This window comes from Mucilaginibacter sp. CSA2-8R (assembly GCF_038806765.1).
Taxonomy (GTDB): Bacteria; Bacteroidota; Bacteroidia; order Sphingobacteriales; family Sphingobacteriaceae; genus Mucilaginibacter.
On the sequence record NZ_CP152389.1, the window covers coordinates 956843 to 983151 of the forward strand.

At 45.2% G+C, this 26309-nt stretch carries 30 protein-coding genes; 7 read left to right on the forward strand and 23 right to left on the reverse strand.

Annotated features, from left to right (window positions below):
• From AAGR14_RS04100 to AAGR14_RS04130, 7 genes are all read right to left on the reverse strand, one after another.
• Positions 1-1080, reverse strand: a complete 1080-nt coding sequence (locus AAGR14_RS04100; protein ID WP_342647332.1) for a sensor histidine kinase — start codon at positions 1078-1080, stop codon at positions 1-3.
• A 318-nt stretch (positions 1081-1398) separates the two neighbouring features.
• Entirely contained in the window at positions 1399-2244 is an 846-nt protein-coding gene (locus AAGR14_RS04105; protein ID WP_342647333.1) for an IS3 family transposase, read from the reverse strand.
• Between the two features lie 20 nt (positions 2245-2264).
• Positions 2265-2390, reverse strand: a complete 126-nt coding sequence (locus AAGR14_RS04110; protein ID WP_342647334.1) for a hypothetical protein — start codon at positions 2388-2390, stop codon at positions 2265-2267.
• 13 nt (positions 2391-2403) lie between these two features.
• Positions 2404-2532, reverse strand: coding sequence for a transposase (locus tag AAGR14_RS04115; RefSeq protein WP_342647335.1), 129 nt, complete (start codon positions 2530-2532; stop codon positions 2404-2406).
• Between the two features lie 244 nt (positions 2533-2776).
• The gene (locus tag AAGR14_RS04120; RefSeq protein ID WP_342647336.1) at positions 2777-3082 is read right to left on the reverse strand and encodes a helix-turn-helix transcriptional regulator; all 306 of its coding nucleotides are present in this window, start codon (positions 3080-3082) and stop codon (positions 2777-2779) included.
• Positions 3066-3404 (reverse strand): type II toxin-antitoxin system RelE/ParE family toxin, encoded by a 339-nt coding sequence (locus AAGR14_RS04125; protein WP_342647337.1) that lies wholly within the window; start codon positions 3402-3404, stop codon positions 3066-3068. Before AAGR14_RS04125 ends, AAGR14_RS04120 begins: the two co-directional genes overlap by 17 nt.
• 39 nt (positions 3405-3443) lie before the next feature.
• Positions 3444-4667, reverse strand: coding sequence for a site-specific integrase (locus AAGR14_RS04130; RefSeq protein ID WP_342647338.1), 1224 nt, complete (start codon positions 4665-4667; stop codon positions 3444-3446).
• Between the two features lie 467 nt (positions 4668-5134).
• On the opposite strand from AAGR14_RS04130, the gene AAGR14_RS04135 reads away from it, so the two are divergent.
• Genes AAGR14_RS04135 through AAGR14_RS04165 form a run of 7 tightly spaced genes read left to right on the forward strand, consistent with a single transcriptional unit; the run spans position 5135 to position 9553 of the window.
• Positions 5135-5464 carry a metalloregulator ArsR/SmtB family transcription factor gene (locus AAGR14_RS04135; RefSeq protein WP_342647339.1) on the forward strand — a complete coding sequence of 110 codons (330 nt, stop codon included), beginning with the start codon at positions 5135-5137 and terminating at the stop codon, positions 5462-5464.
• Positions 5465-5519: 55 nt separating this feature from the next.
• Positions 5520-6077, forward strand: a complete 558-nt coding sequence (locus AAGR14_RS04140) for a DUF6428 family protein (protein ID WP_342647340.1) — start codon at positions 5520-5522, stop codon at positions 6075-6077.
• Between the two features lie 18 nt (positions 6078-6095).
• On the forward strand, positions 6096-6590 hold the full coding sequence (locus tag AAGR14_RS04145; protein ID WP_342647341.1) for an N-acetyltransferase family protein: 495 nt from the start codon (positions 6096-6098) through the stop codon (positions 6588-6590).
• A 32-nt stretch (positions 6591-6622) separates the two neighbouring features.
• Positions 6623-7054, forward strand: a complete 432-nt coding sequence (locus tag AAGR14_RS04150) for an arsenate reductase ArsC (protein WP_228169262.1) — start codon at positions 6623-6625, stop codon at positions 7052-7054.
• Positions 7055-7062: 8 nt separating this feature from the next.
• Positions 7063-8148, forward strand: coding sequence for an ACR3 family arsenite efflux transporter (arsB, locus tag AAGR14_RS04155; protein WP_342647342.1), 1086 nt, complete (start codon positions 7063-7065; stop codon positions 8146-8148).
• Between the two features lie 2 nt (positions 8149-8150).
• Entirely contained in the window at positions 8151-8909 is a 759-nt protein-coding gene (locus tag AAGR14_RS04160) for a metallophosphoesterase family protein (protein ID WP_342647343.1), read from the forward strand.
• Positions 8909-9553: a metallophosphoesterase family protein gene (locus AAGR14_RS04165; RefSeq protein ID WP_342647344.1), complete on the forward strand. Its 645-nt coding sequence runs from the start codon at positions 8909-8911 to the stop codon at positions 9551-9553. Before AAGR14_RS04160 ends, AAGR14_RS04165 begins: the two co-directional genes overlap by 1 nt.
• A 51-nt stretch (positions 9554-9604) precedes the next feature.
• Here AAGR14_RS04165 and AAGR14_RS04170 read toward each other — a convergent pair whose 3' ends face one another.
• The 16 genes from AAGR14_RS04170 to dinB all read right to left on the reverse strand — a co-directional run bounded on the left by AAGR14_RS04170 (position 9605) and on the right by dinB (position 26185).
• Positions 9605-9817: a hypothetical protein gene (locus tag AAGR14_RS04170; protein ID WP_228169258.1), complete on the reverse strand. Its 213-nt coding sequence runs from the start codon at positions 9815-9817 to the stop codon at positions 9605-9607.
• A gap of 400 nt (positions 9818-10217) precedes the next feature.
• Positions 10218-12188, reverse strand: coding sequence for a heavy metal translocating P-type ATPase (locus AAGR14_RS04175; protein WP_342647345.1), 1971 nt, complete (start codon positions 12186-12188; stop codon positions 10218-10220).
• Between the two features lie 21 nt (positions 12189-12209).
• Positions 12210-14393: a TonB-dependent receptor gene (locus AAGR14_RS04180; RefSeq protein ID WP_342647346.1), complete on the reverse strand. Its 2184-nt coding sequence runs from the start codon at positions 14391-14393 to the stop codon at positions 12210-12212.
• A gap of 467 nt (positions 14394-14860) precedes the next feature.
• On the reverse strand, positions 14861-15541 hold the full coding sequence (locus tag AAGR14_RS04185; protein WP_342647347.1) for a hypothetical protein: 681 nt from the start codon (positions 15539-15541) through the stop codon (positions 14861-14863).
• Positions 15542-15927: 386 nt separating this feature from the next.
• Positions 15928-16995, reverse strand: a complete 1068-nt coding sequence (locus tag AAGR14_RS04190) for a DUF932 domain-containing protein (protein ID WP_342647348.1) — start codon at positions 16993-16995, stop codon at positions 15928-15930.
• 7 nt (positions 16996-17002) lie between these two features.
• Positions 17003-17173, reverse strand: a complete 171-nt coding sequence (locus AAGR14_RS04195; RefSeq protein ID WP_342647349.1) for a hypothetical protein — start codon at positions 17171-17173, stop codon at positions 17003-17005.
• Positions 17174-17177: 4 nt separating this feature from the next.
• Positions 17178-17306: a hypothetical protein gene (locus AAGR14_RS04200; protein WP_342647350.1), complete on the reverse strand. Its 129-nt coding sequence runs from the start codon at positions 17304-17306 to the stop codon at positions 17178-17180.
• 64 nt (positions 17307-17370) lie between these two features.
• Positions 17371-17988: a hypothetical protein gene (locus AAGR14_RS04205; protein ID WP_342647351.1), complete on the reverse strand. Its 618-nt coding sequence runs from the start codon at positions 17986-17988 to the stop codon at positions 17371-17373.
• A gap of 701 nt (positions 17989-18689) precedes the next feature.
• The gene (locus AAGR14_RS04210; RefSeq protein ID WP_342647352.1) at positions 18690-19787 is read right to left on the reverse strand and encodes a S1/P1 nuclease; all 1098 of its coding nucleotides are present in this window, start codon (positions 19785-19787) and stop codon (positions 18690-18692) included.
• Between the two features lie 64 nt (positions 19788-19851).
• A complete protein-coding gene (locus tag AAGR14_RS04215; RefSeq protein ID WP_342647353.1) occupies positions 19852-20073 on the reverse strand; it encodes a hypothetical protein in 222 nt (73 codons plus the stop codon).
• Positions 20074-20086: 13 nt separating this feature from the next.
• Positions 20087-20941 carry an HD domain-containing protein gene (locus AAGR14_RS04220; protein WP_342647354.1) on the reverse strand — a complete coding sequence of 285 codons (855 nt, stop codon included), beginning with the start codon at positions 20939-20941 and terminating at the stop codon, positions 20087-20089.
• A 6-nt stretch (positions 20942-20947) separates the two neighbouring features.
• Complete coding sequence (locus AAGR14_RS04225; RefSeq protein WP_342647355.1) at positions 20948-21556, reverse strand: alpha-ketoglutarate-dependent dioxygenase AlkB; 609 nt, start codon at positions 21554-21556, stop codon at positions 20948-20950.
• A gap of 1 nt (position 21557) precedes the next feature.
• Positions 21558-21797 carry a hypothetical protein gene (locus AAGR14_RS04230; RefSeq protein ID WP_342647356.1) on the reverse strand — a complete coding sequence of 80 codons (240 nt, stop codon included), beginning with the start codon at positions 21795-21797 and terminating at the stop codon, positions 21558-21560.
• A 46-nt stretch (positions 21798-21843) separates the two neighbouring features.
• Entirely contained in the window at positions 21844-22077 is a 234-nt protein-coding gene (locus AAGR14_RS04235; RefSeq protein WP_342647357.1) for a hypothetical protein, read from the reverse strand.
• A 4-nt stretch (positions 22078-22081) separates the two neighbouring features.
• Entirely contained in the window at positions 22082-25024 is a 2943-nt protein-coding gene (gene dnaE / locus AAGR14_RS04240) for a DNA polymerase III subunit alpha (RefSeq protein WP_342647358.1), read from the reverse strand.
• 3 nt (positions 25025-25027) lie between these two features.
• Positions 25028-26185: a DNA polymerase IV gene (gene dinB / locus AAGR14_RS04245; protein WP_342647359.1), complete on the reverse strand. Its 1158-nt coding sequence runs from the start codon at positions 26183-26185 to the stop codon at positions 25028-25030.
• Positions 26186-26309 lie beyond the last annotated feature (124 nt).

Consider the following 26309-nt stretch of genomic DNA (forward strand, 5'->3'; position numbering starts at 1 on the left):
TTACAGTTCAATAGACAGATTAAGTTCATAAGTATCATTCAAGTCTTTAATTCCTAGGTGATGACGGTCATTGTACAATTGTAATAGTCGTGATCTAACGTTAGACATACCAACGCCGTTAGACGGAAGCTTTCTGCGCCTGCCTTTGACATTAAAAATTAATAAACTAAAATTGTTTTTATTTATCTCAATCTCTATCCTTGCTGGGCAGTTTTCATTGGCTAGCTCTCCATATTTGAACACATTTTCTATCAAAGTTACAATGAGCATCGGCGCGATAGTTAAACCAATTGCCGATCCAACCAGTTTGAAATTTAATTGTAGCGAGTTATTGAACCTACTTTGTGTTAGATTTATATAATGCTTTATGTGTTCAAGCTCAGCCTCCAGCGGAACCTTTCCCTCTTTGTCTGTATTAGTGAATGCATACCTCATCATTTCAGCAAAAGAAAGCATAACATCCCCGAGTGATTCTGAATATTTACACACCTGATTATGCATATAAGAAAGCATATTGAATATGAAATGGGGATTTATCTGTGCTTTAAGAAACGCGTTTTCTGTTGCAAGCAAATCTTTCGCCAGCCTTTCTTGGTGAAGACTTTTTACGAGAAGTTCTTCATCAAGCTGATTAATTTTTTCTATTGAAGAGACTGTAAGGCGGCCGAACGCAAAGGCTGAACTGATCACGATGAAATAACCTGCCCGCCAACTACCGTTGATGATAAACTTAGTTAATGTTTCGTTTTTCTCAACATTATAAATACCAGTACTTAAATAAAGATGAACAATACCATACTTCACAGAAAGATAAAACACAATTTCCAGCGCGGTTAACAAAGCGATAATTAGATAAACCGGTCGGCCATTTGTTGAAAAATAAAAGATTATTAAACTGTGCAGATAGAAAAGGCCGATGTTCAAAGGATAAAAGGTCAGAATATCAAGCCAGGACGTGGAGAAATGTCCACCACTGAAAGAATAATTTATACCCAGTTCATAAACGATAAACGCACCCCAAAACACGAGATGCGGTTTCACATTTCTCCACAAAAAATTACTTTGCATCTTATCATTCATATCGAATAGGGGGGTAAATTATAAAAAAGGTAGTTTGGTATTTCGCAAAAGGTGTGTTGGTGTAAAAAAGGATACTGCTGTCTTCTAATAAGCTTGTATTTGCTGGAAAATACATTGTTTTATGAGAAAGAAAGATAGAAAAATTTCAATGCCTAAAGGAAAAGTAATCTACAATTATGTTGCCCATACTAGCGGCAAGAAAACTTCCGAAACAGATCCGACCGTTATCACGACTATGACAGTTACCCATATTCTCATACTGTAACCCTCCCTTAATTCGGACTGGTATTTTATAGACTTATTAATTCAAAAATATAATTATTGTTGTTGGAACTGTGGGGATATTGGAAACTCGCCAGAGTTTTCAATATCTCCACAGTTTAACCGCTTATATAGGTCTGGCGTTATACCTCCCAATGCTTCATGTGGCCTGCTGTAATTGTAGTCTTCCATCCATTCATCAGCTAGTATCTGTACCTGGTTGATGTCTTCAAATAAGTAAGCATCCAGTATGTTTTCCCTAAAGGTTCTGTTAAAGCGTTCGATATAGCCGTTCTGCATGGGCTTACCAGGTTGTGTGAATTGCACGGTTATACCTTTGCTCTCACACCAATCTTTAAACTCCTTGCTGTTAAACTCTGGTCCGTTATCTACCCTGATACAGCTTGGTTTGCCCTGCTCATGAATTGTTCGCTCCAAGATCTGTGTTACCCGCACGGCTGGCATGGTATAAGCAGCCTCCACAGCAATAGCTTCCCGGTTAAAATCATCAATGATGTTCAGCGTGCGGAACCTTCTTTTGTTCACCAGCACATCACACATAAAGTCCATCGACCAGGTATCTCCAACCTGATCAGGCACGATCAGTGGCACTTTAACCCTTGCTGGTACACGTCTGCGCACCTTGCGGCGCTTATTCATACCCAATAATAGATAAACACGTCTTACACGCTTATAATTGCATTGAAGCCCTTGCTGGCGTATGCGGCTGTAATATAGGTCTTGACCCTCAGTAGGATGCTTCTCGGATAGCTCCACTAACTTATTGATGGTTTCAGTATCATCACGGACGTTCTTATAATAAAACATGGATTTGGGCAGCTTCACTACCCGGCAAGCCCTGCTGATGCTTACTTGGCGATATTCCGTTAAATAAGCAACCATGTTCTTGCGCTGGCAGGGCTTCAAAACTTTTTTGAGAGTACGTCTTTTAACAGGCTGTGATCTAGCGCCAGCTCCGCATACATATGCTTTAGCTTACGGTTCTCTTCTTCCAGCTCTTTCAGCCGCTTGAGTTCCTGGCTGTCCATGCCGGCATACTTTTTACGCCAGTTGTAAAAAGCCGCGCTTGTGAATGCCGAGTTCCCGGCATACATCGTTCAGCTCACGGCCTCCTTCGTATTCTTTTATGGCCTTAATAATCTGCGCTTCGGTAATAATAGAGTTCTTCATCGTTGGCTGTTTAAAGTTAAGACTTTTCGTCCTTTAAGCAGTCCGACTTTTAGGAGGGGTTACACTTTGAGTTACATGCGTCAATAAGATCAAATAGTAAGGAGTCGATTACATAAAATTGACGAAATCTGTATTGGCCTAAGCAAAGAAAGACCATAAGCGATCAACTTATAGTCTTTCTTTGTTCAAAATATAATGTCGTAGGGAAAGATACTCAAAATATAAATGTAATGAACCTCAGCAATCAAAGCCTGATAGATAGATTAAGATGTCCATTGAGTCCTACCTCAATAATATTTTTTAAGGTTGAAATGCGAACATCTTTTAGGTTGTTCTCAATTTTGGAAATGTATGCCTTCGTGGTTCCTGCCTTTTGAGCCAGTTGTTCCTGGGTCAATCCTTTGGCAATTCTGGCTTCCTTAAGCATGACACCAATAATAAATGCTTCAGCTTCTCTCTCATATTGATCGCGCTCAGGCGTTCCAATAAGACCGAATTCTTTATTTTTGAGTTCGTCGAATGTGGTGATATCATCATTTACTTTTTTCATACTCTAATTTTATTTTTAACGCTTTAGCAATTTCATTAGGCGGCGTTTTCATAGTTTTTTTTTGAAACCCATTCATTAATATGATCAATTTACCTTCGTGAAAACAGCAAAATATTCTGAATATATCGCTACCTACCTGCACGCGTATCTCGTATAAACCGTCAGTGCCCTGCAGGTGCTTAAGATAAAGTTCAGGTACACGCTCGATACTTTGAATCAGGTCAATCGTCCATGAAATTTTTTTCTTAACTTTTTGATTTTGTGCTTCGAGAAAATCAAGAAAATACCGCTTATATAATACTACTTCTCTTATTCTTTCCATACAAATATAAATCAAAGTTGTCCAATAGGGCAACAATTGCTACCCGATTTTTTTTCTCAACAATGCCATGTCATCACTGATCTTTTGTTCTAATACACGAGCATAAATCTGCGTGGTGGCTATTTTAGTGTGGCCAAGCATTTTGCTTACCGTTTCAATCGGAACTCCGTTTGATAGCGTGACCGTTGTCGCGAATGTATGTCTGGCGACATGAAAGGTCAGATTCTTGTTGATACCGCAGATATCGGCGATCTCTTTCAAATAACTGTTTACCTTTTGATTCGAGAATATTGGAAAAATACGGTCCAGTTTAGACGAACGGTAATGCCCTTGATATTTCGAAATGATTGTCTCGGCAATACCCAAAAGAGGTGTGTTGACTGGTGTAGCCGTTTTTTGTCTTAGTATCTTAATCCATCTCTCACCGTCAATCCCGTTTACCAGGTTTCCCTCTCTTAAATTGGCGACATCAACATAAGCAAGGCCAGTGTAACAGCAGAAAACAAATATGTCCTTAACGATTTTAAGCCTCTCAATAGTAAATGCTTTTTCTTCAATCAGTTGAAGCTCCTGTGAGGTCAGAAAGTCTTTATCAACCCGATCGTGCTTCATTTTGTAATTTTTGAAAGGATCATTGTTGATCCAGTCAAGCCTGAGCGCAAGACTGGTCATCTTTCTTAACCGGATCAGGTGCTTCATCACGCCGTTGTTATTCAGAGGCTTTTGGTGGTCAGCCGGCTTGTGACACCTCAGGAAGTGTTCAAAGTCTATAACAAATTTATAATTGATCTCCTGCAAGAGAATGCTGCGTTTACGGAGTTTGGCTTCAATGAATTTTTGAAGATAACGCTGTGTTACGTAGTAGTGCTTGAGCGTACTCCATGCCAATGTCTGGTTGGCTTGCTCGTTGTGATATTCAAAAAGACGAGTAAGCGTGTTAGGCTCTTCACCGTCATTGCCGAAAAAGGCGTCTTTTATCGCTCCTGCGGTAACGAGCTTACCTTTGAGCAGGATTTGCTGATAGCAGTTACCCAGTGTCAACCTTATTTGGTCAAGGCCGCCATTGATGAATTTTACATCATTCTTATTTCCTTTACCGGCGCCTTTTCGTTGATCCCACCACTTCGGGTCGATCCATTGCTTTACAGCAAAGTGTATAATTTCGCCATTTACTGTAATTCGTGCGTAAATAGGAGCTTTTCCATCCTTTGATTTGTCCAGCCGGATAATGAACTGGACCCCGAAAGTGTTCATCGTTTTCATAACCATTATTTTATCTGTTTTATTTGGTATAATTCTGACCCAAAACCACAGCTTTTTTAGTCCAGAAAAGGCTCAAAACCGCTCATTTTTACTCTAATTTTATGATAGTTAAAGTATTGATAATAAGTTAATTAAACAACTTTTCTGTACCTCAAAGCTAAAAAATGAAAACAGGTTACGGAATAGGTATTGAGATCCTTGCGTTTTTTTGAGATAGATTGGGGGCTTTTAAAGCAAAAAACCCCGTAAATCATTCAATTTACGGGGTTTTTACACCTTTTAAGGTAAGATTTGTGCGCCCACCTGGGCTCGAACCTATTTCTAAAATGTGCTTATTATCAGCTAGTTACAAAGAAAGTCAATCTTCAGGTGCTTAGTTAGGTGCCCACTTTATTGACTATTCAAATATAACAAAGAGAATAAATTTGGAAAATAAATCGCTATATCGTAATATTGCAATATAGTTTATGGGACTTACAAAGACGGAAATATTCACAGAAGAGCAGAACAGATTAGCTGTTATGTTGAAAGCAATTGCGCACCCTGCACGCATCGCCATTCTTCAACATATCATTAGTGCAAATGCTTGTATCTGCGGTGACTTGGTAGATGAGTTGGGATTAGCTCAACCAACAATCTCACAGCATTTGAAGGAATTGAAAAATGCCGGGCTGATCCAAGGCACGATAGAAGGTGTAAGTGTTTGCTACTGTATCGAGCCTAAAGCATGGACATTGCTACAAGAGCAGCTTAATAACTTTTTCAACCTTTATAAAGTTCCAACATCCTGTTGTTAAAAAAATTTATACGTAATCATCGCAATATTGCAATAAATAGGTAAATATCTTCATTATGGAAACTTTAAAATGGCAATCCTTTAAAGAACAACTACAGGCTAATCCAACACTAGACCTGCAATTTCAATATGCAGAAAACGCATGGGTAGAAGCCTCTTACCATATCACTGAAATTAAACAAGCTCCGATTACCTCAGTCGATTGCGGCGGTGTCATGAATGCCTGGACTGAAGTGATCGTCCAATTATGGGTTCCCGAGGAAGAACAGCAATTACGGTCTATGAAAGTTCGCAAGGCGCTGTCTATAGTAGACCTCGTAGAGAAAGCGCTTCCGCTGAACCCTAATGCCATAGTAAAGATCGAATTTGGAAACGCGCTGTTTGATACTCGTCAGATGTTGCCAAAAGAATTAAGAATAGACGGTGAAAATTTGATCGTGGATCTCCGTCCGGATGCGGTTCAATGCAAAGCGATCACTCGTGGCGGTAGTTGTGGTACCAACGAAAAAGGAGAAGAGTGCTGCACGCCTGCCGTGGAAGTGAAACCTAAAATTCAGCTGAAAAATTTAGTTGCTGAAGCACCAAGTTGCGCTCCTGGTTCTGGTTGCTGCTAACTTAATCAGGATGTAACGATGAATATCATTGCCTTACAACCTGCGCATTGGCCGGATGTTAGAAGAATTTATTTGGAGGGCATTGCTACCGGTCAGGCGACCTTTCAAACTGAAGCTCCTGAATGGGAAGACTGGAACAAAAGCCATTTAGCTGACCTGCGTTTTATAGCCACAACCGACGCAGGTAAAGTAGCGGGGTGGGTTGCATTATCCCCTGTATCCAATCGTTGCGTTTATGCCGGAGTTGCAGAAGTCAGCATTTACGTGAGCGAAACTTTTCGCGGGCGAAAGGTAGGCCAGGCACTTTTGCAACACCTGATCATAGAAAGTGAGAAGGCGAACCTGTGGACGCTGCAAGCCGGTATATTTCCTGAGAACGAGGCGAGCGTTAAGCTTCATAAGAAACTGGGATTCCGCATTATGGGCTATCGTGAAAGGGTCGCAAAGCAGTATGGCATGTGGCGGGACGTATATCTCCTTGAAAAAAGGAGTAATTCAGTTGGAATTGATTAAGGAGCGCAAGAAAAGACAATTCAATTAGTAAAATGAAAAATATATTAGTCCTATGTACGGGAAACAGTTGCCGTAGCCAGATTGCTGAAGGCTACCTGCGTCACTTCGCAGGCGACCGAGCGACGATCTACAGCGCGGGTATTGAAACACATGGCGTGAACCCTAAAGCCATTGGTGTGATGGCAGAAGACCATATCGATATTAGCAAACACACCTCTAACCATGTGGATGAATATGCAAGCATCCCGTTCGATATCGTAATCACTGTTTGCGATAATGCCAATGAAGCCTGCCCGTTCTTTCCCGGTAAGGTAGAGCGATATCATGAAAACTTCCCTGACCCGGCCAAAGCCACGGGCACGCCGGAAGCAGTCTTGGACGAGTTTCGCAGGGTGCGCGACCTGATCAAGGTCTATGCAAAGAACTTCGCCCAACAACATTTTGAATTAAACACCAACAATTAACAGAACATATGAGCGCAAATGACTGTGCCCCGGCGGCTGAAAGAAAGAGATTAGGTTTTATCGATCGTTACCTGACGTTATGGATCTTCCTGGCGATGGCTATCGGCGTGGCCCTGGGTTATTTTATTCCTTCGACTGCGACCTTTATTAACTCTTTTTCAAGCGGTACGACAAATATCCCGTTAGCTATCGGCTTGATATTAATGATGTACCCGCCGCTGGCCAAAGTGAAATATGAGAACATGGGCGAAGTGTTTCGTAATACCAGGGTATTGAGCGCCTCGCTGGTGCTGAACTGGATCATCGGGCCTATACTAATGTTCATCCTGGCAATTACCTTGCTGCGTGACCACCCGGATTATATGGTCGGATTGATTCTGATCGGTCTTGCCCGCTGTATCGCGATGGTGGTGGTTTGGAATGAACTCGCTGAAGGCAACCGCGAATATGCAGCCGGACTGATCGCCCTGAACAGCATCTTCCAGGTATTGCTCTACAGTGTTTATGCTTACGTGTTCATCACGTTTTTGCCACCATTGTTCGGCCTGAAAGGATTGGCAGTGAATATTACCATTGGGGAAATCGCCAAATCAGTGGGTATCTATTTAGGCATCCCATTCGCTGCTGGTGTCATCAGCCGCTATGCGCTCATTAAACTGAAGGGCGAAATATGGTTCAATACCAAATATGTGCCTTTCATTTCGCCCATTACGCTGATCTCGTTGCTATTTACGATCATTGTGATGTTCAGCTTAAAAGGCAACCTGATCGTACAGATACCTTTTGATGTGGTACGCATCGCCATCCCGCTGGTGATCTATTTTACCATCATGTTTATTGCCAGCTTCTTTATCGGTAAGTCATTTGGTGCGGACTATTCACGCAGCACCTCAATCGCCTTTACCGCTACCGGTAATAACTTTGAACTGGCCATTGCGGTCGCTATCGGGGTATTCGGCATCAACTCCGGTGAAGCCTTTGCCGGGGTGATCGGCCCGCTGGTGGAAGTGCCTGCGCTGATCGCACTGGTCAATCTCGCTTTCTGGTTCCGCAAAAAATATTACGCTAATAAAACTATTATACCTACTACCTGAATATGAAAATCGCCTTATTCTCTGATATCCACGCCAACATGCCTGCATTGGAAGCTTTCTTTGCCGATGTGGAAACCCGTAAACCTGATGCGATCTACTGCCTGGGTGACCTGGTAGGTTATAACATCTGGCCCAATGAAGTGATCGACGAGATCCGCAAACGCGGGATTCCCTGCATTACCGGCAACTATGACTTTGGTATTGGCCGTCACAGCGATGATTGCGGCTGCGCTTATAAAACCGATGAAGAAAAAGCGATGGGTAAAATATCCATCAGCTATACGAACGAGATCGTAAAAGATGAGCAGCGGGCGTATTTGCGCACCTTACCGGCACACATTCGTTTAGAGTATCAACTCAACAACGATAAGTTAAACGTGCTGTTGGTACATGGCAGCCCGCGGAAGGTGAACGAATACCTGTTTGAGGATCGCGACGAAAAAAGTATGCTACGCATTATGGAGCAGGCGGATGCCGATGTATTGTGCTTCGGCCATACCCATCAGCCATATCACCGCGTACTTTCTGCTAATGAGCAGTTCTATCATGCGATCAATATTGGCTCAGTGGGTAAACCTAAAGATAAAGACCCAAGAGGCGGCTATGTGTTGTTACACATTGCAGAAAACAGCACAAAAACAGATAAAGACAGTATTAAAGCCGAGTTTATCCGTTTTGATTATGACATTGAAAAGGCAGCTAAAGCCGTTGAAGACAGTCCGCTGCCTAATGAATACGCAGACATGTTAAGGAACGGCTAATGAGAATAGCACTTTTTTCCGATGTACACGCCAACCTGCCTGCCTTTGAGGCGTTGCTGGCCAGCGTTGAAGAACGAAAACCTGACGCGGTGTATTGCCTGGGCGACCTGATCGGCTATAATATTTGGCCGAATGAGGTAATTGCCGAGGTTCGAAAACGCGGTATCGCCACGCTGAAAGGCAACCATGATGAAAAGACCAAAGGCTATGCTTACGAACTGGTGACGGCCGACAACCGGGCTTATCTCAATACCTTACCTGCGCACATCCGCTTGGAATATGCCGATTTTCAGATCCTGCTGGTACACGGCAGCCCGCGCAAGATCGACGAATACGTATTGGAAGACATGCCCGAAGATGAAGTCATCCAAATAATGGATGCTGTTAAAGCCGATATCCTTTGCGTGGCTCACTCACATTTGCCTTATCACCGCAACATCAGCGATAAGCAGGTGATCAACACTGGGTCTGTCGGTAAGCCCAAAGATGGCGACCCACGTGGCGGTTATGTAATACTAACCATCGGCGGTAACATCAAAGCAGAGTTTATCCGCTTTGATTATGATATCAAAAAAGCGGCGAATGCAATTATTGACAGTCCGTTGTCGGATGAACTGGCCGAGCGGTTAAGAAAAGCTTTTTAAAAGTGAAGCCCCGTATACAAGTACGGGGCTTCCTCATTATTGCATTACAGTTTATTTGCAGCAATCTGCTTTGGTACAGGTTGTCTTGGCACATTTTTGTCCTTTAGGACAGCTGGTGCAAGTAGCCTGTTTTGCTTTTCCTCCTTTAACAGGTGCATTACCATTAGCCATTACTGAGGTTGCCGCAAAAGCAATTGCCAGCACACTAAACATTACTTTTTTCATCGTTGTATTTTTTTCTTTTAAATAATTCGTTACACTCAAGGTCAGGTTGTGTCGGATTATTTAACAAGCTTTAGGCGGCTTCCAGCTTAATGGATGGTAAACAGATAAATCACCAATGATAAAGGGTGCAACTGGTTTCGGCAGGTAAAATGCAAACGTGCGCTGAAGTTTAACGGCTGGTACGGGAATAAATCCGCACAAACTACAGGAAAACATCTGAGCACAACCTGGCTGACCACAATCACCACTTTGCTTTTGGTGTTCCGAATGGCAGCTCATTGTATCAGCCGACTTTTTACAACAGGAATGCCGATCAGTTTTCGAACCCGCCTGAACCAACCCGCTCGACGCAGAAAGGAAAAACAGACACATGATCAGAAAAACCGATAAGACTTTCATTGAATTAAGTAACGTAATATTTGTTGAAATATTTTAGCTGTTAAAGTTTCATCCGTTGTATTCGCACGGCATTCAAGATAGCGAGTAATGCAACTCCCACATCTGCAATCACTGCCTCCCAAAGGTTCGCTACCCCGCCTGCACCTAAAACCAATACGATCACTTTCACGACCATAGCAATGGTGATATTTTGCCAAACCACACGGCTGGTGATCTTACCTGCCTGGATAGCTGTCGTAATTTTAGAAGGCTGATCGTTCTGAATAACAATATCTGCCGTTTCAATGGTGGCATCACTACCCAAGCCGCCCATTGCGATACCAGCATCTGCCAAAGCAACCACCGGCGCATCATTCACGCCATCACCTACGAAAGCGATGCGGCTGCCAGCATCCTTAAAGCCCTGTACCTTTTCAACTTTACCGTCCGGCAGTAGATCACCAAAGGCTTTATCTATACCCAAGGACTTCGCTACTTTATCCACGACGGCTTGCTTGTCCCCGGATAATATGACGGTTTGCAGCTTAAGATCGTGCATCCGCACAATAGCATCTTTCGCGTCTTCTTTAATTTCGTCTGCAATCGTGATGTATCCTGCAAATCGGTTATCGACAGCCAGGACGACAACGGTATCAACCAAACCATCCACTTCACCAGGATAGGCAATATTGAATTTCTTTAAAAGCTTCGCGTTGCCAGCCAGCACCACCTTACCGTTTATCGTCCCTTTTAAGCCATGGCCGGAGATCTCTTCTACATTTTCTGCCTTAATAGCTTTAGCTTTATCGCCAGCATAAGCTACCACAGCTTTGGCGATAGGATGAGTCGAGTTGGCTTCAATAGCCGCTGCCATCCCTACCAATTCATCATTACTCAGTCCTTCGGCTTTCACTTCCTGGACCTTAAATACACCTTTGGTCAGCGTTCCTGTTTTATCCATGATGACCGTATTGATCTTCGTCATGACGTCCAAAAAATTAGAACCCTTAAATAATATCCCATTTCTTGAGGCCAGCCCGATACCGCCAAAGTAGCCCAGCGGTATTGATACTACCAGCGCGCAAGGGCAGCTGATCACCAGGAAGACCAATGCCCTATAGAACCATTGATGAAAGTTATAGGTCTCTGTAAAGAAATATGGTGCAAAACATACCAGTAAGGCTAAGGCAAAGACGATAGGCGTATAAATTTTGGCAAAGCGGCTGATAAACAATTGCGTCTGCGATTTGCGTGCGGTGGCATCCTGCACCATTTCCAGTATCTGGCTCAGCTTGCTGTCTTTGAACAAAGCTTTGACCTGAACTTCTGTGACCTTATCCAGATTGATCATACCTGCCAATACCTTTTCGCCTTTGCGCTTCGTGTCCGGCTTACTTTCACCCGTCAGCGCTGCCGTATTGAAGCTGGCCGAATCCGAAGAAAGCTCGCCATCCAATGCGACCTTTTCACCAGCCTTCACTTGGATGATCTCATCCACTTGGACGCTTTTCGGGTTAACCTCCGATAGCTTGCCGTCACGCATCACCATTACCTTATCCGGCCTGATATCCAACAATGCCTTGATGCTTTTTTCCGCGCGGTTCACCGCTGCATCCTGAAACCACTCACCGATTGAGTAAAAGACCAAAACGGCCACGCCCTCGCTGTAAGACCCAATGCTGAAAGCACCAATGGTAGCCACGCTCATTAGGAAAAACTCGTTAAAGAAATCGAAGTGCTTCGCCTTACGCCAGGCCATGCCCAGTACGTTATAGCCAGACAGTCCAAAGGCGATCAAAAAAACGATCAGATTCACCGGAAACGGCGGCTGCCACTTGAATCCATACTCCAGCGTGAGCATCACGACGAGGATCAAAAGAGCGGTGAGCAGCGGCCAGTGGCTCAGCCAACCTTCTTCTTCGTCTTTAGCACTCTCAGGGTCTGAAATTTCTTCTTGAGGTAGCTCATCTTTAATTAGGGAATGATCGGTCTTAATATCTTGATCCAATTTATGATTAGGTATTTGTTCCATAATTAATTATTAAACAGCCATTTAAAGCTTGATTTTAAAACCTCCATTGATCACAAAGCCATCCAACGGAGCATAAATATCTCTGAATGTTGGATTAGTAATGCTGCCGGTGTAGATCGTATCAAATCTGGTTTGGCGCGCATCAGTGATGTTTTCAAAGTTTACAAACAACGAAAACCGTTCCCAAATTTTTTCTGCCATGAGTCCTGCTGTCCAGTAACCTTTACCGGTTGCCCCATCATTAAGCCGCTGCGGACTGAAATAATAAGCTTCGGCACCGATCTTCCAGTGATCTTCTAACTCATACATCAGCACATTGTTGAGCCGGTGACGGGATACCAAGGGATAAGTAGTGATTGTATTGCCCGTATGTTGCGTTACATCAGCAAGCGTATAACCCAAAAAGAGTTTAAAATCTCCATATGTCAGCTTCACATTGGTTTCCATCCCTTTAGTGTTCAGGTCACTATTGGGCTGCTGATATTGCAGGTCGCCACCAGTAAGCGTTGTCAGTGAGATAGGGTAATCTACCCTGGTATAAAAAAACAATTGGTTAATGCTTAAGCCCACTTCACCAAACAATGCTGTTCGGTAATTGATATCGTAATTAGCCCCATACGACCGTTCGGCCCGGGCGTTAGCCACATCCAAAGGCAGGACATTTCGGAATTGTATCCGTTCTGCATCTTCGGTAAACACCGTTGGCGCTTTATAGCCCAAACCACCGCCCAAACGAGTAGAGAAGTGTTCATTGATCTTCCATAGGCCGGAGATTCTCGGCAAAAAGAAAAATCCGTAATCGTTATGATAGTCGCCCCTTATGCCGGTTTCCAACGTAATCTTCGGACTGATGTTTAATGTATTTTGTAGAAAGCCGCCTATCGTATTGTAGGTATAGCTGCGTAGTGGGAAACTGCTATTCCTGTCTTCCCCGAAATGATCAGTCAGGAAATTTAGCCCTGCTACCCAGTCTGAATTTTCACCGGTACGGGTGTAGTTGGCTTCGGTGTAAGAGGAAACCTGTACACCGGAAAAGCGGTAGTCCGGTAACGCGATGGTACGATCAAAGTAGCTGACACTGTTTTTGAAAGTTAGCTTTTCGTTGTCGTTGAGTTTGTGATCAAGCTGTAGCTGGCTGCTGTACCGGCCCGTCTTGTTTTGCTCAAAGTACGAATGCTGCGCACCGCCTTTCCCCTCGATGTAATGCAAGTCACCACCGATACGGTTTTCGGCAGTTGCATTGATACCTATATTCAGTGTAGTACGGTCGGTAAGATAAACCCATAGTTTAGGGTTTAGCGTATAGCGGTTGAATCTGGGAATGGCTGTCAGATCAATGTTCGACGGGTCGTAGGGACTGCCATGATTGTAAGCAGCATAAATGGTCGTGCCTACCTTGGAAAACTTCTGACTGTAGAACATACTGGCATCAGCTCCCTTCGCGGAGGTTCCATTCAATAAGAAATTAAGCTGCTGTTCATCGGTGGGTGTTTTAGATACCAGGTTCACCAGTCCTGCAATGGCGCCGCCACCGTACAGGGTTGAAGAAGAACCTTTGATGACCTCTACCTGCTTTAAGTCCAGGGGGGCGATTTGGAGTAAACCCAAACCACCCGAAAAGCCGGAGTATAGGGGAAAACCGTCGCGTATGATCTGCGTGTATTTACCATCCAATCCCTGGATGCGGATAGCGGCGTTACCACTGGTAGCCGACGTTTGCTGCGTTTGGATACCGGTACTCTCGGCAAGCAGCATGCGGATATCTCCTGGTTTCATGTTGCCCTTCTCTTCCAGTTCCTCGCCTGATATAACTTCTACCCGGGTAGGAATATTGGCAATGGTACGGCTGCTGCGCGTAGCCGATACGGTAACTTCGGTTAGCTTTTCACCTTCGCCTTCGCCCGATGGCATTAGCTGCACCAAAAAAGGTTCGGAACTGGTCAGCGGAAAGGTTAATGTATCCAGCTTGGTTTCATAGCCCACGTAACGGAACTGCAAAACCTGCATCCCGTCAGGGATATTCGCTAAAGTCACTTGGCCGCTTGTATCGGCAGTGGCACCTTTTGTCGTGCCCTGCAAAAGTACAGTTGCACCATTTAAAGGTTCATTCGTTTTACCGTCTTTAATAACGGCCCTCAATGTATTTTGAGAATAGGCTAAGGCAGTATATAAAAGTGCTGCGATGAGCACGAAAAATCGTTTCATTACAATAGTTGATTAAGTTGATACCAGTATGAATGAGCCACACATAGGGCTATACAAGGGGATCAACCTAATTGAGGGGGTTGCCAGATTGAGAGTAAAACAGCCTTTAGATCGGGCTGAAGATAAGGGTAAAAAGTCCCTGACTCTAATTCTGTTACAGTAATGTTAACAGGATTAGTTTTTTTTATCACTATAAAGCCGCTGCATGAACCGCAAGTAAAAAATGGAGAACAGCCAGTACATTCGTTTTCTTTAACGGGCTTAGTCTGGGATTTGTGAATAGAAGTTTTTGATTCGCATTTACTATCTGCACAGCATGGTTTGGTAGACAAACCAAGCACGACAAATGATAGTATAATGCAAAATAATCTCACGCAACAAAGTTATGAATAATCCTCAGATGCGCGTAAAAATCAAATTAGTTGCCTGATTATTTGGCAGTATGCTGACCGGTTCGAAACTTTTAACTATTTATCTCGACGTACCGCATTTGCAATAGCCGCTGCAATAGAGAAGCGGATCTGATACCAAGTTCTTTTTGAAACTGTCATAATTCGCATTGGCTGATCCATTTTGATGGTAAAGAACATAACTTCCTCATCGATCCTTTGAGGATCAATGTAAAACGTATAGGCGAATTCGTTGATATAAAATTTCACGATACCTGCTTTCGATGCATCAATGCCTACGTAATCGGTTTGCACCTTTTCATTGTCGCAGGTTAGCAGAATACATGGAAATACCGTTTCATCGACTATGTAGTCTTCATATATTGCTTTCCTAACAAATTCCGCGGCGTCGGGCGGAAGCTTAAAATTAACAAACAGGCCTTCATCCGAGATACTAGCACGCCATAGCAGCGATAGCAGGAATAGCTTAAATTTATGGAAGTTAAGGTTCAGGCATTCAACAGCACCTACGTCCGCTTTGAGGTGCAGCTGTTTAAAGTCTTTATTTTCTTTTAAATAGGGCTGACGATAAAGATAATTACTGGCATATCGCTCCAGGCTTCCTAAAATCTCATTGTCACAGGTTGCACAAAGTATATAACGTTCATGAGCTCCAGACTGCACCGTTTTGCGCTGGTAAGGGTGATTCGAGTTCACCACGTTGATCTGGCCTTTTTGGTTAGGAATGCCCTTATACATAAAATTAGGAAAGATATGGGAACGTTTGATCAGTTCTTTATCCTTAAGGCAAAGTTTACAGACACCTATCATGCTGTAAGATATAAAATAAAAGTCCCTTAACACTCGCTGCAAGGGACTTTCAACCTAAACCTTATCACAATTAGCCGTAAGTTCCGGCTAAGAATGCGCAAGCTAACAATTTTTCACATTTTTATAAATACCAGTACCTTCGGTTCCGGTGGAGATACCCGCGTCGGAGGTCAAAAGATTGTAGATCATATACCGCCCCCTGTTTTCACCAATATCATTAACATAACGAAAACAGGGGGCGTCCTCAAACGGGCGGGCGATAGCCCGCCGTCCGGCAATTTTGGAAGCAAGGGGGATTTCTCCCCCTTAGCAGATCAATTACAATTTAATGCTTCTGCGCCATGTGTTGCAAAGTCCCGGCAAAGATCAAAGGCAGTTTGTGCCCGCTGCTTTGCGGTGCCGTCCATGATCGATCTGAATTTAGCTTCCTCGCTTTTGAAGGTACGCGCATTCTGAAAATACCCCGTTACAGCGTTATACGCACCAAATACGGTTCCTGCTGTCGTACCGATTTGCTGGGTTGGACTTCCTAAAGCATATTCATACACGCTGTCTACGATGTTGGTGTAATGGGTGGATAGCAAGTCAAACTTGCCATTGGCCAAATTCTCCAACACTTCCTTGTTGGGTGCCATTGCGATCTGTATCAGTTTTTTGATCTCGCCGTCTGTAATACGGACTTTTGCCCACTGATTAAACAAGCCTTCCATTTCGTGGCTTAGATCCCTGCTGATACCCATGAGCGTATGCGCCTGTTTCAAACGTTCTGCTGCGGAGGCAGTATGACGTATCTTAATGGCACCCGAATGGTTACGCATCGCTGCGTTCAGCGTGTTGTTGCAGACAACTCGAATCGGCGTAAAAGCTGCGGTAATACTGCCTAAACCATCGTGTGAGGTGGTTAAAAACAGATACTGCTCTATCCAGTCTTTTTTGCCAACACGAATATAGTCAGGCAACTTGGCGGTAATAAAAACCCTTTCTCCGCTGCCCAATACACCTGCGGTCTCGTATAAAATACCATCGCCACCGCCTACTATAGCATCAAAGAAAGAAAAGGCATCGCGATTTTGCACTACTTCGTAGTCATTGCCAACCACCCCTAATACCTGCTCTGTGTCTGCCCTGACGGTTGCAAAGAAATTTGGTACTGTTATCTCAGGTATGATGATATCATCGCTACCCTCACCTAAATGTTTCGCGGTATCATAAGTAAATAAGGGGCGCTTTTCTACGATATAATCCAACCCCGCGTGCTGGATAGCTTCGCTGCTGGTCGGGTAACGGTCGATAACTTGCCCTAAGCCGTGCCAGGCTTTTTCTTTAACGCTCATAAAGCTGTGTTTGCCAGTTTTCTGATCGAAATTGAGTTGATGTGCCATTGTCTTATTATTTAGTGGTTTTGGTATGGAGTGGAATGATCTCGGTACGCAATACCTTGACATTTTTGGTACTGGTAATTTCTACGTCGCTTTTTTGCAGCTCTGCAATGGCGTCGTGTATGACTTGGTGGGTGGTCTTCATGGTCACTTTCACCAATAGAAAAATTTTGTCTTCCATTGCCTTAATATTGATAGGTGTTTAAAAAATCGCTTAGTTCCATTTGAAACTGTGCGGGGTTCTCCTGTGCCAGTTGTTCGGCGTAACCTTCCCAAAAGAGTTGGTCGGTCAGTTCTATAAATTGCTCGTACATGGGAATTGCTGTTTAGTAAGATAAATGGAAATGCCCCCGACAATGAGCCGGGAGCAATGACCGTCTAAGCATTCGGAAAAACGATGTTCGCTTCAATGTCCGATAGTTTTTCATGGCAGGCATCGAATATGAATTGCGATACCATGCGGATCAGGTTCGGGGTGTTGGTCACGAATTTACGGCGTTTATCATCCTGAATAATGAGCTTGCAGCCCTGGTACGGGTTGCTTTCCAACTCGTCGTTTTCCTCCTGTAACTGTACTTCGAAATCTTCTAAGGTCTTGATACGGGCGATCAGGGCTAACCGCTGTATAGAAAGACGGTGCAGGTCGTTCACCGATCTCAAGGTTTGTTCTAAGTTAAGCGCGAACTTCTTTGGCTCGAACTTTACCTCGTCTGTTATTTCGGGCCCGGTGTTTACCTCGGGTCTTACTGCTTCGGTGGCGGGCAGATTCGCAAAGTCAGCGGGTTGGTTATCCACTGCAGCGGTACTATGGGCCTTGACCTCGGCTGGCGCAACTTCCGCAGCTTGCGAAGTTTGGGCAGGTTTTTCATCGGCTTGGTTTCCATCTTGTTTAGCTTCTTTGCCTGTTAAACTTGGGCGGTTACTGCTTCTGTTAGTTTCGTTCGCTTTTGCTGCTGTACCTTGTACACCGTTTGCATTTTTTTCTGCTGTTTTCATCTTAAAAAGAATTTAAAGGGTTAAAAAATTTGTTTTTCGTTTCCCTCTTTTCCCGAAGACTTCCCTTAAAAGCTATTTTTCAAAAGAAAAAACGGTAAAAAAGAAAGTCAAAAAAGCGGTCGTGAGCCAGAGCGGGAGAACTATAAGTCCCGAAGGGTGGCCGCAGCAAAGCGGAGGACATTATGCGTTCGTACGTGAAGGCTGACCGAGCTTGACGCCGCTTTTGTCCGTTTTCTTTGGAAAATAGCATCTTAAAAGTCACTGATCTTTCAGCGTAGGATCAAGTGCAGAGCGAAGGCAAACGCAGCTTTTCCCGGCGGAATGGCATGTAGCGGGTAAACAAGTGAGATTCTGAGCGAAGCTATTGATCGGACATTAAAGCAGGTGGCATGATGGCTGATGGTTTTGCAGCGCAGCAAAAATTCAGAAGCGGACCTGAGTGTGACGTATCTGATCGAAGTAACTGTCAAGGATCACAACGGCATCCTTTTCATCGAAAAGATATAGTGGAGAGCCTGGCCAACGGGACAGCCAGCTACAGGTAATTATTAGTATCGTGAATGTGTAATCAATCTAAGCTGATCTGCTTAGCACCGCCATGTTAAACAAAAAAGCGATGCATGAGTATTAACTCATGCATCGCTTTAGTTTAGATCTCAATTATAGTAAAGTGATGTTGAACCTTATCCCTCTACCTACATTCAGAACTTGATCTTACCAGGATCAGTGATGATGATCTCCGGTTTACCTTTATACTCTATCACTTCGCCTTCGACAGTGACGGTCTTACCTTCGATCTGGCTGCTCAGCTCTTTGGCCTTTCCTTTTAAAGCGATGGTCAGCAACTGGTTGGGATAAGCAGCGCCGAGGTTGACCAGTGTCATACTGCCAATGTCCCGGCTACTGAATACTTTGCCGCTTACAATGATCATTTTGCCTGTGTAGGTCTTGATCTCTTCCAATTTTACTGTGACAGGCGATGTTACCGATGACGCAGCAGTAGCTGGAACCACCGTCGTCTTCACCTTTTGACCAGCTAGAAGACGGTTCAGCTCCCCGGCGAGACGAATACCGGCCTGGTCTATCCGCTTGCGTACCACCGGTATGTATTTTTGATAATAAACGTCATCGATATTTTGTCCGGGTTTGGCATTGGCATACAGATCTGTGGTGATCTGATAGCTTTCCCACAGCCATTCAATGGGACCGTCACTTTGCCACTTTCTGATCTCTACAGGTGTTGCTACATCATAAGTTTTGACAATATCTTCCTGACTTAAACCTTCCTTGTCAATCAGTTTGCTATCCCAAAGGCTATGCAGGTTCGTACCTTTGTTGTCGAAACGCAGCTGAATCGTATTGCCCCCTTTATCCTCCTTACGGCTGACATGCATCGGTTGATGTGCATCTCCAACAAGGTGGATCAGATATTTCATCGCTTCATTTTTAGCTTCAGCAGATGCGTTGGCATCTTTAAGCGTCGCTTCAGTTTTGAGAATGGCCGTATACACGTTGTTATCGCTTTCCTGAACCGCTTTGACGAAAGCGTCCCGTGTAAGCCCCAACGGCAGATTAATATAATGCCAGGGGGCGGTCTTAAGATCCCGATTTTCGTCAGCCCAGGTGCTGACATCTTCCATTTGCTCTCCCTTCAGATAGGCGGATGCCACGTAAGCGATGTTAGCGTTCAAATGCTTTTGGGCGATCGTGGCAACTGCGCGATGCCCTTTGAAGCCCCAAGAGATCAGTCCGAAGGCGGCCAAAGCCATGCACCAATTTAATATAGTTCGTTTTTTCATAAAGTTGTTCGGGTCGCAAGATCGCAAACTTTGCGTTAAGGACTTGCCACCCTTTTATTTTAAGTCATAAATAAGGCGCTAACTGCTCCACTTTGGAGAACGATCGCAGCCGCTTAATGGTGTTCGCCTCCTGATCGTAGTACACCTCTACATAAAAAGTACCCAGGCTATAGCATTGTACCCGATACCCGTTGTCCAGGCGGTCACCCAGGAAAGTACCTGTCCAGACCGCTTCGTATTGCTCGGCCTCGGCCATGCGCATAAAGTCATATAATGTGATCACCATGGAAAGTTACGCATTACGAACCAATGGTCGGATGCAGTTCTCGGCGTTTCAGTCGTTCAGCAGCCCCTTTGACCGCAAAGTGTTCAAAGCCCTGCATCTTACTGAGCGCGTTCAGGTCATCTTCATAACCGGATCGCCGGAGTTTAGCAATCACGGCATCGTCGTCCAATTGAAGGTCGATGCGTTCCAGTACCCCATCAGTGATCGCCTTTTTCAGTATCTCTGCCATACGCTGGTTGGCGAAAAGGTACTCAGGTTTCTTGAAATACTCGTCATTCAGCCTTTTGAACTGCCTGCTGATCCAGCGGGCAGCCGTTTCGCTGGTCAGAACCATGCGGCCGCCCTCTACGGTCAATCCGATCAAAAAGTGGTTAATATCTGCCTGGCTAATCATTCCCGCGTGAAAAAGATCTCGCAACGTATAATCCACGCGGTCCGCGCAAAGTTCCGGTAAAGGCTGCTCCAACAGGGTATATCGTTCGAAGTCTGTTAAGACCTGATCATAACCATATTTGGCAAGGATCAAAGGTATCTCCGATCTGCTGATCACTTCGGTAAAGATCTGCTCATGGTAATCCTCGCCGGAGTACCCAAAGACCTGATCGCCCACGTGTGAGAACGCGGTATGAGAGACGTCATGCAACAAAGCAGCGATCTGTTCTTCGATGCTGCCGCCGAAATGACGAACCAGCCAACATACGCCCAGTGAATGCTCGTACCGGGTGTGTCGCTGTGAGGGGTCGATCAAAAAGATCGCGCCGCCCTGATGGACGGCTTTTAACCGCTGCATAGGTGCTGACAGGATCAGTTCCTCCAGCAATTCATCTGCTTCCCAGCTTCCATATATCGTATCTTCCAGTTTTAACATTTCTTATTATTTTACGACCCTAAAGGTCAGGTTAACTCTTGGCCCCATCGGCTTCGTAGATTTGGCGATCCGGTGTTCCCAGCGTTCCTGAAGCCCTGCTTTCATCAGCAGGAACGATCCATGTTCCAGTCTGACAGAATAGTGCTCCTTGTGATCCGCCTTATTTCGTATATCAAAGCTACGCACCTGGCCAAAGGAAACCGAAGCGATGACCGGGTTCTTACCCAGAATGTCTTCTTTGTCACTGTGCCAGGCGACGGAGTCATTGCCATCGCGGTAATAATTCAGCAGCACGCTGTTAAATTTGGTACCTGCCAGCGGCTCGACCAGTTGTTTGATCGTCAGCAGATCAGGTGTCCAGGTCATTGGTGCTACTTTTTTAAAAGATTGGTAGTCATAGGCCTGCGGGTCACCATACCACCCGGTGAGGCGGGGCGTGACCACATCTTTGGTATACATCTTTCTGACCTGCTGTGTCCATGGCGTCTCTGCAATGAACCTTTCCAACAATCGCTGTGCGTCAAACGGCTCGATCAGTTTTGGGAAGTACTCCAGATACTGCGTAGGTAAACCCTTGCTTTGACCTGCTTCTGCAAATAACGCCAGTTGTTCCATCTTATTTCCTTTCTGCGCTACCCATGATCAGTCTGGCCACCTGTTCCTGCTGATCTATGGTCAATTCATCGCCGTCGTATATCCAGTAGCCGTTCGCATCAAATAATACCCTCCCCAAAGCAGAAGGGTATTGTTCATATGCTGTATAAAGCTGGTAACATTGTGTAGCCGGACCGTCTCTGTCAGGCAAGATGCGAATCACATCGCTGCTTCCGTCCGGATGTTTAAGCCAGGCCTTCATTTCTATGGTCAGTAGTTATAACATATGTAAGGTCATACCTGATCACTCAGGTGATTAATTTTTTTAGTTCGGTGTTGATCAGTTTTAACTCATCATCAGATAGATCAGCGCCCAGTAATGGTGAAAATGTACCTGACCCGTTCTTTTTAATGTAGCCACGGAACATTCCGTCAATGGATACCATATAACTCGGTCCCGGCTCACCAGGCATTTTCTTCAGGTCAAATTGCATCTCCATTTTTTGACCCGAAACTTCACTAATGGTCTTCCATCTATCCATGACATTAATCTATTACCGGGTTCGTTAAAATGGGAAGTTTGGCAAACTTGATCACTTCGACCCCGGGCATACCGAATTCCTGCACCACTTTCCCATAAATAAGATAACAGCCTGCTCCGTGGAATGGGTAGACCTTGGTCGTATTCGGAAAGTGCACCGTATCAAAAAAGTTTCCATCCGTATCCAGGAACGACCCGAACCACATGAGCTTTCCGGTCTTGGTGCGGACCGTTTTTTCACATACATACCAACCGACCATTCTCACCAGCTGTCCGATATGATTGATCAGATCATTAGCACCGATCTCACCCCGATAGTCGGTCTGCAGCAGCTCAAAGGCGGTCATACTTAAAGGGAACCCCAAAAGTTCCAGCTCATGATAAGCGTTCTCAAGCCGGGTATTGACGAGCACAGGCAGGCTGTAGTTTTTGACATCTACCGCGAACAGTTCCACTTCGTTAGTTGCCTTAACCTTGGTACCCATCAATAAATGCACCTCCCAAAGCAGTTCCTTTTTGCTTTTCCCGGTGAACCGCAAGGCACCGACACGGATCAGGATGATCGCCTGTTCCAGCCCGATGCCTGTTCTTTTGATCAGATCTTCCAAGCCACTATAAATGCCATTGGCGTATCGCTCTTCGGGTATCAGGTCGATGAAATGATCATTTAATCCGTGGATGCCGACAAAGCCCAGATAGACGTCGGTGCCATTGATGTTGACGATGCTGTCGCTGTTATTGACACAGGGCAAATGAACGGTGGCACCAGATTTCTGCAATTCATGGACATATAGCGACCGCGTGTAAAATCCACCATAATTGTTGAGTACCGCCACCATGAATTCACGCGGGTAGTAGGTCTTTAAAAACAAGCTTTGATAGCTCTCTACCGCAAAACTGGCCGAGTGTGCTTTAGAAAAACTGTACCCTGCGAATGACGATACCTGCCGCCATACTTCAGCTACGACATCATCCGGCCGGCCCAGTTTCTTTGCTTCTTCAAAAAAGCGTTCGACCAAACGATCGAATTCTTTTTTTGAACGATATTTTCCGCTCATGCCGCGCCTGAGGATATCCGCGTCCGTGCCGTCCATTCCGGCAAAGTGAATACAGATCTTGATCACATCCTCCTGGTAGACCATGACACCATAGGTCTCGCTGAGCTGTTCTTTCATCACCGGATGAAGGTATTTGACGCTCTCGGGGGCATGGTGGTATTTGATATATTCACCCATCATACCTGAACTGGCCACGCCGGGGCGGATGATGGAACTTGCGGCGACCAGGGTCAGGTAATTTTCGCAGCCCAGTTTACGGATCAGTTGACGCATTGCCGGTGATTCAATGTAAAAGCAACCGATCGTGTCGCCGCTTTTCAATTGGGCATTGACCTTCGGATCTTTCATAAAGACCTTGACCTGATGTATGTCGATCTTCCGCTGCTGATTTTGCTCGATCAGTTTGACCGCCATTTTGATGTGGCCGATCCCGCGCTGGCTCAATACGTCGTACTTATCAAAACCGATCTTTTCCGCCTCATACATATCCCATTGCACGGTCGGCATCCCTTTCGGCGGAAGGTCAAGGGCCGTGTAATACGTGATCGGTTCTTCAGTGATCAGCACACCACCCGCGTGAATAGACCGCTGATTAGGCATGTCGGACATCAGTCCGTATATCGCCATGATCTTTTTAAAGGTCGGATTTTTCTGGTTGGCTTCTTCCTGCCGCGGATCGGTGAAACTGTCGATCTCTGATTTGGGCAGGCCCATGACCTTACCGATCTCGCGAATAATGCTCCGATCCTTGAAGGTAGACATTGTTCCTAACAATGCCGCATGATACCGGTCATACCGCTTAAAGAGGTAATCCTGAACATCTTCGCGTTCATCCCAGGAATAGTCAATATCAAAGTCCGGCGGCGATGTACGCTGCGCATTCAGGAACCGTTCAAAATACAGATTTAGTTCAATTGGATCTACATCGGTGATCTTCAAACAATAAGCGACGATGCTGTTCGCGCCGGAACCTCGTCCCACATGATAGTAGCCCTGGGATGATGAGTATCTGATGATGTCATGGGTGATCAGAAAATAAGCGCAAAAATCCAGTTCGTCAATGACCTTCAATTCATGCTTTACCTTTTTGAGCGCTAGCTTATTTTGTTTACCATAGCGGTAGTACAGTCCCTTCATGGTCAGCTTTTCCAGCAATTCCCGGTCGTTCGCTTTACTGCCGGTGAACGTGCTGCGATTCAGATTTACCCGGCCTTTAGGATAATCCATGACGCAGCCATCCATTAGCCTACGGGTATTGTCCAGAATAAAGGCGTAACGGGAAAATTTCGCTTCCATCTGTCCGGGTGGCAGGAACATATCGGTCGGATGGCATTTGTCCTCCGGACGAACCATGGTCAGTACCATATTCAGATCTATGCCCCGCAAATATTCATGGAGACGGTAACTGATCTTGTCCAGCACAAAGACCGGTTGCAATGCCACTAATTTGTCTTTAACGGCTCCAATATCTTTGCCGAAAAGTTTATTCAGTTCGTCGAAACGAATGCCAACGTATTCATTTTTCTTCAGGTCACCGGTGTATTGAAACGGATAGATGGTAACGGCATTGAGGAAAGCTGGCGCAGCGTCCGGCAGTGGTATTTTTTGTAAATTATGTTCGCTCAAAAACTCGTTCAGTTCCCGCATTCCTTCGCGGTTCTTAGCGATACCGATATAAAGCAACTGCTTATCCCTGCGGAACTCGATCCCGCCGATAGGCCGGACACCGGTCTTGTCGCATTCCCGCATAAATTCCATGATTCCCGTGGAGTTATTGATATCGGTCAGCGCCATCTGCGTAATGCCACGCGCAGCGGCCTCCTCGACCAGCGTCGGGATCGACATGGTTCCGTAACGCAGACTATATTGAGAGTGAACATTCAGGTACATAGCTTAAAGGTTAAGGTCAACACCCGATGCAAGTTTAATAGAACCCGGCCCGAAGCGGTTCCGGATCTTATCCATGGCCTGGTAGAGGCTATACTGTTCTTCTGACGCGGCATAGAGATCGATCTGCTCAAAGCCGCTGACCAGTTCGGACAATCGTACGCCGACCAGCCGGATCAGTAATCTTTTCTGGTAAAGCTGTTTGAACAGCTCTTTCGTCTTATCGATCAGCACCCGGTCTAATGCCGTATAGGGCACTCTTGCCTGTTTGGTCACGGTCTCAAATGTAGAGTAGCGTATGGTTAGGGTCACGCAGGCGGTCTGCTTCTTACTTTGTCTGAGTTCAAAAGCCAGATCCATGACCATAGAGGTCAGTAAGTGGTTGATGGTGTCTATGTCAATGCTGTCACTGCTGAACGTGGATTGCGTGCCGATACTTTTCCGCTCCTGGTAAGGGACAACCGGGGCATCATCAATGCCTTTGGCTTTTTGTAATAACCAGATGCCGTTTTTCCCAAGGATACTGGTCATATACTGCGGGTGAACCTGTGACAGGGTGTGGATGCTTTTGATGCCCATATCACTCAGCTTAATGAATGTTTTTTCACCCAACCCAGGGATCTTTCGTATGGAAAGCGGATCCAGAAAAGGCCGGACACCGGGGCGTGCGACACTCAGTTCACCATTGGGTTTGCATTCATTGGTGGCCATTTTGGATACGGTCTTGTTGACCGAGAGTCCAAAGGAGATCGGCAAGCCAGTTTCCCGGATGACTTTAGCACGTATCTCCCTGGCGTAGCGAAGGGTGCCGAAATGTTTATCCATGCCGGTCATATCGATGTAGTGTTCATCGATGCTGGCCTTTTCCAAAAGCGGCACTTGTTCGCGTATGATCTCAGTGATTTCGTGTGAGGCTTTGGAATACTCATCCATATTACCGCGTATCCAGATCCCCTGCGGACATAGACTTTTAGCCAACCTTGCAGGCATTGCCGCGTGTACGCCGAATTTGCGTGCTTCGTAACTGCAGGACGTGACCACACCGCGATCGGATAAGCCCCCGATGATCACCGGACGGCCCACCAAACGCGGGTCTTTCCTTACCTCTACAGAAACGAAGAAGGCATCCTGGTCCATATGAATAATCTGACGGTCAGTGCTCATGAGTGCGATAGCTATTACATTTTTGTAAAATATTAGTGGATAGTGCAATGCGCGGAGACCTAAGATCTATACCGTTTTACCATCCACATACAGGCAACAAAATTAATGCTAAAAATATTAGTAA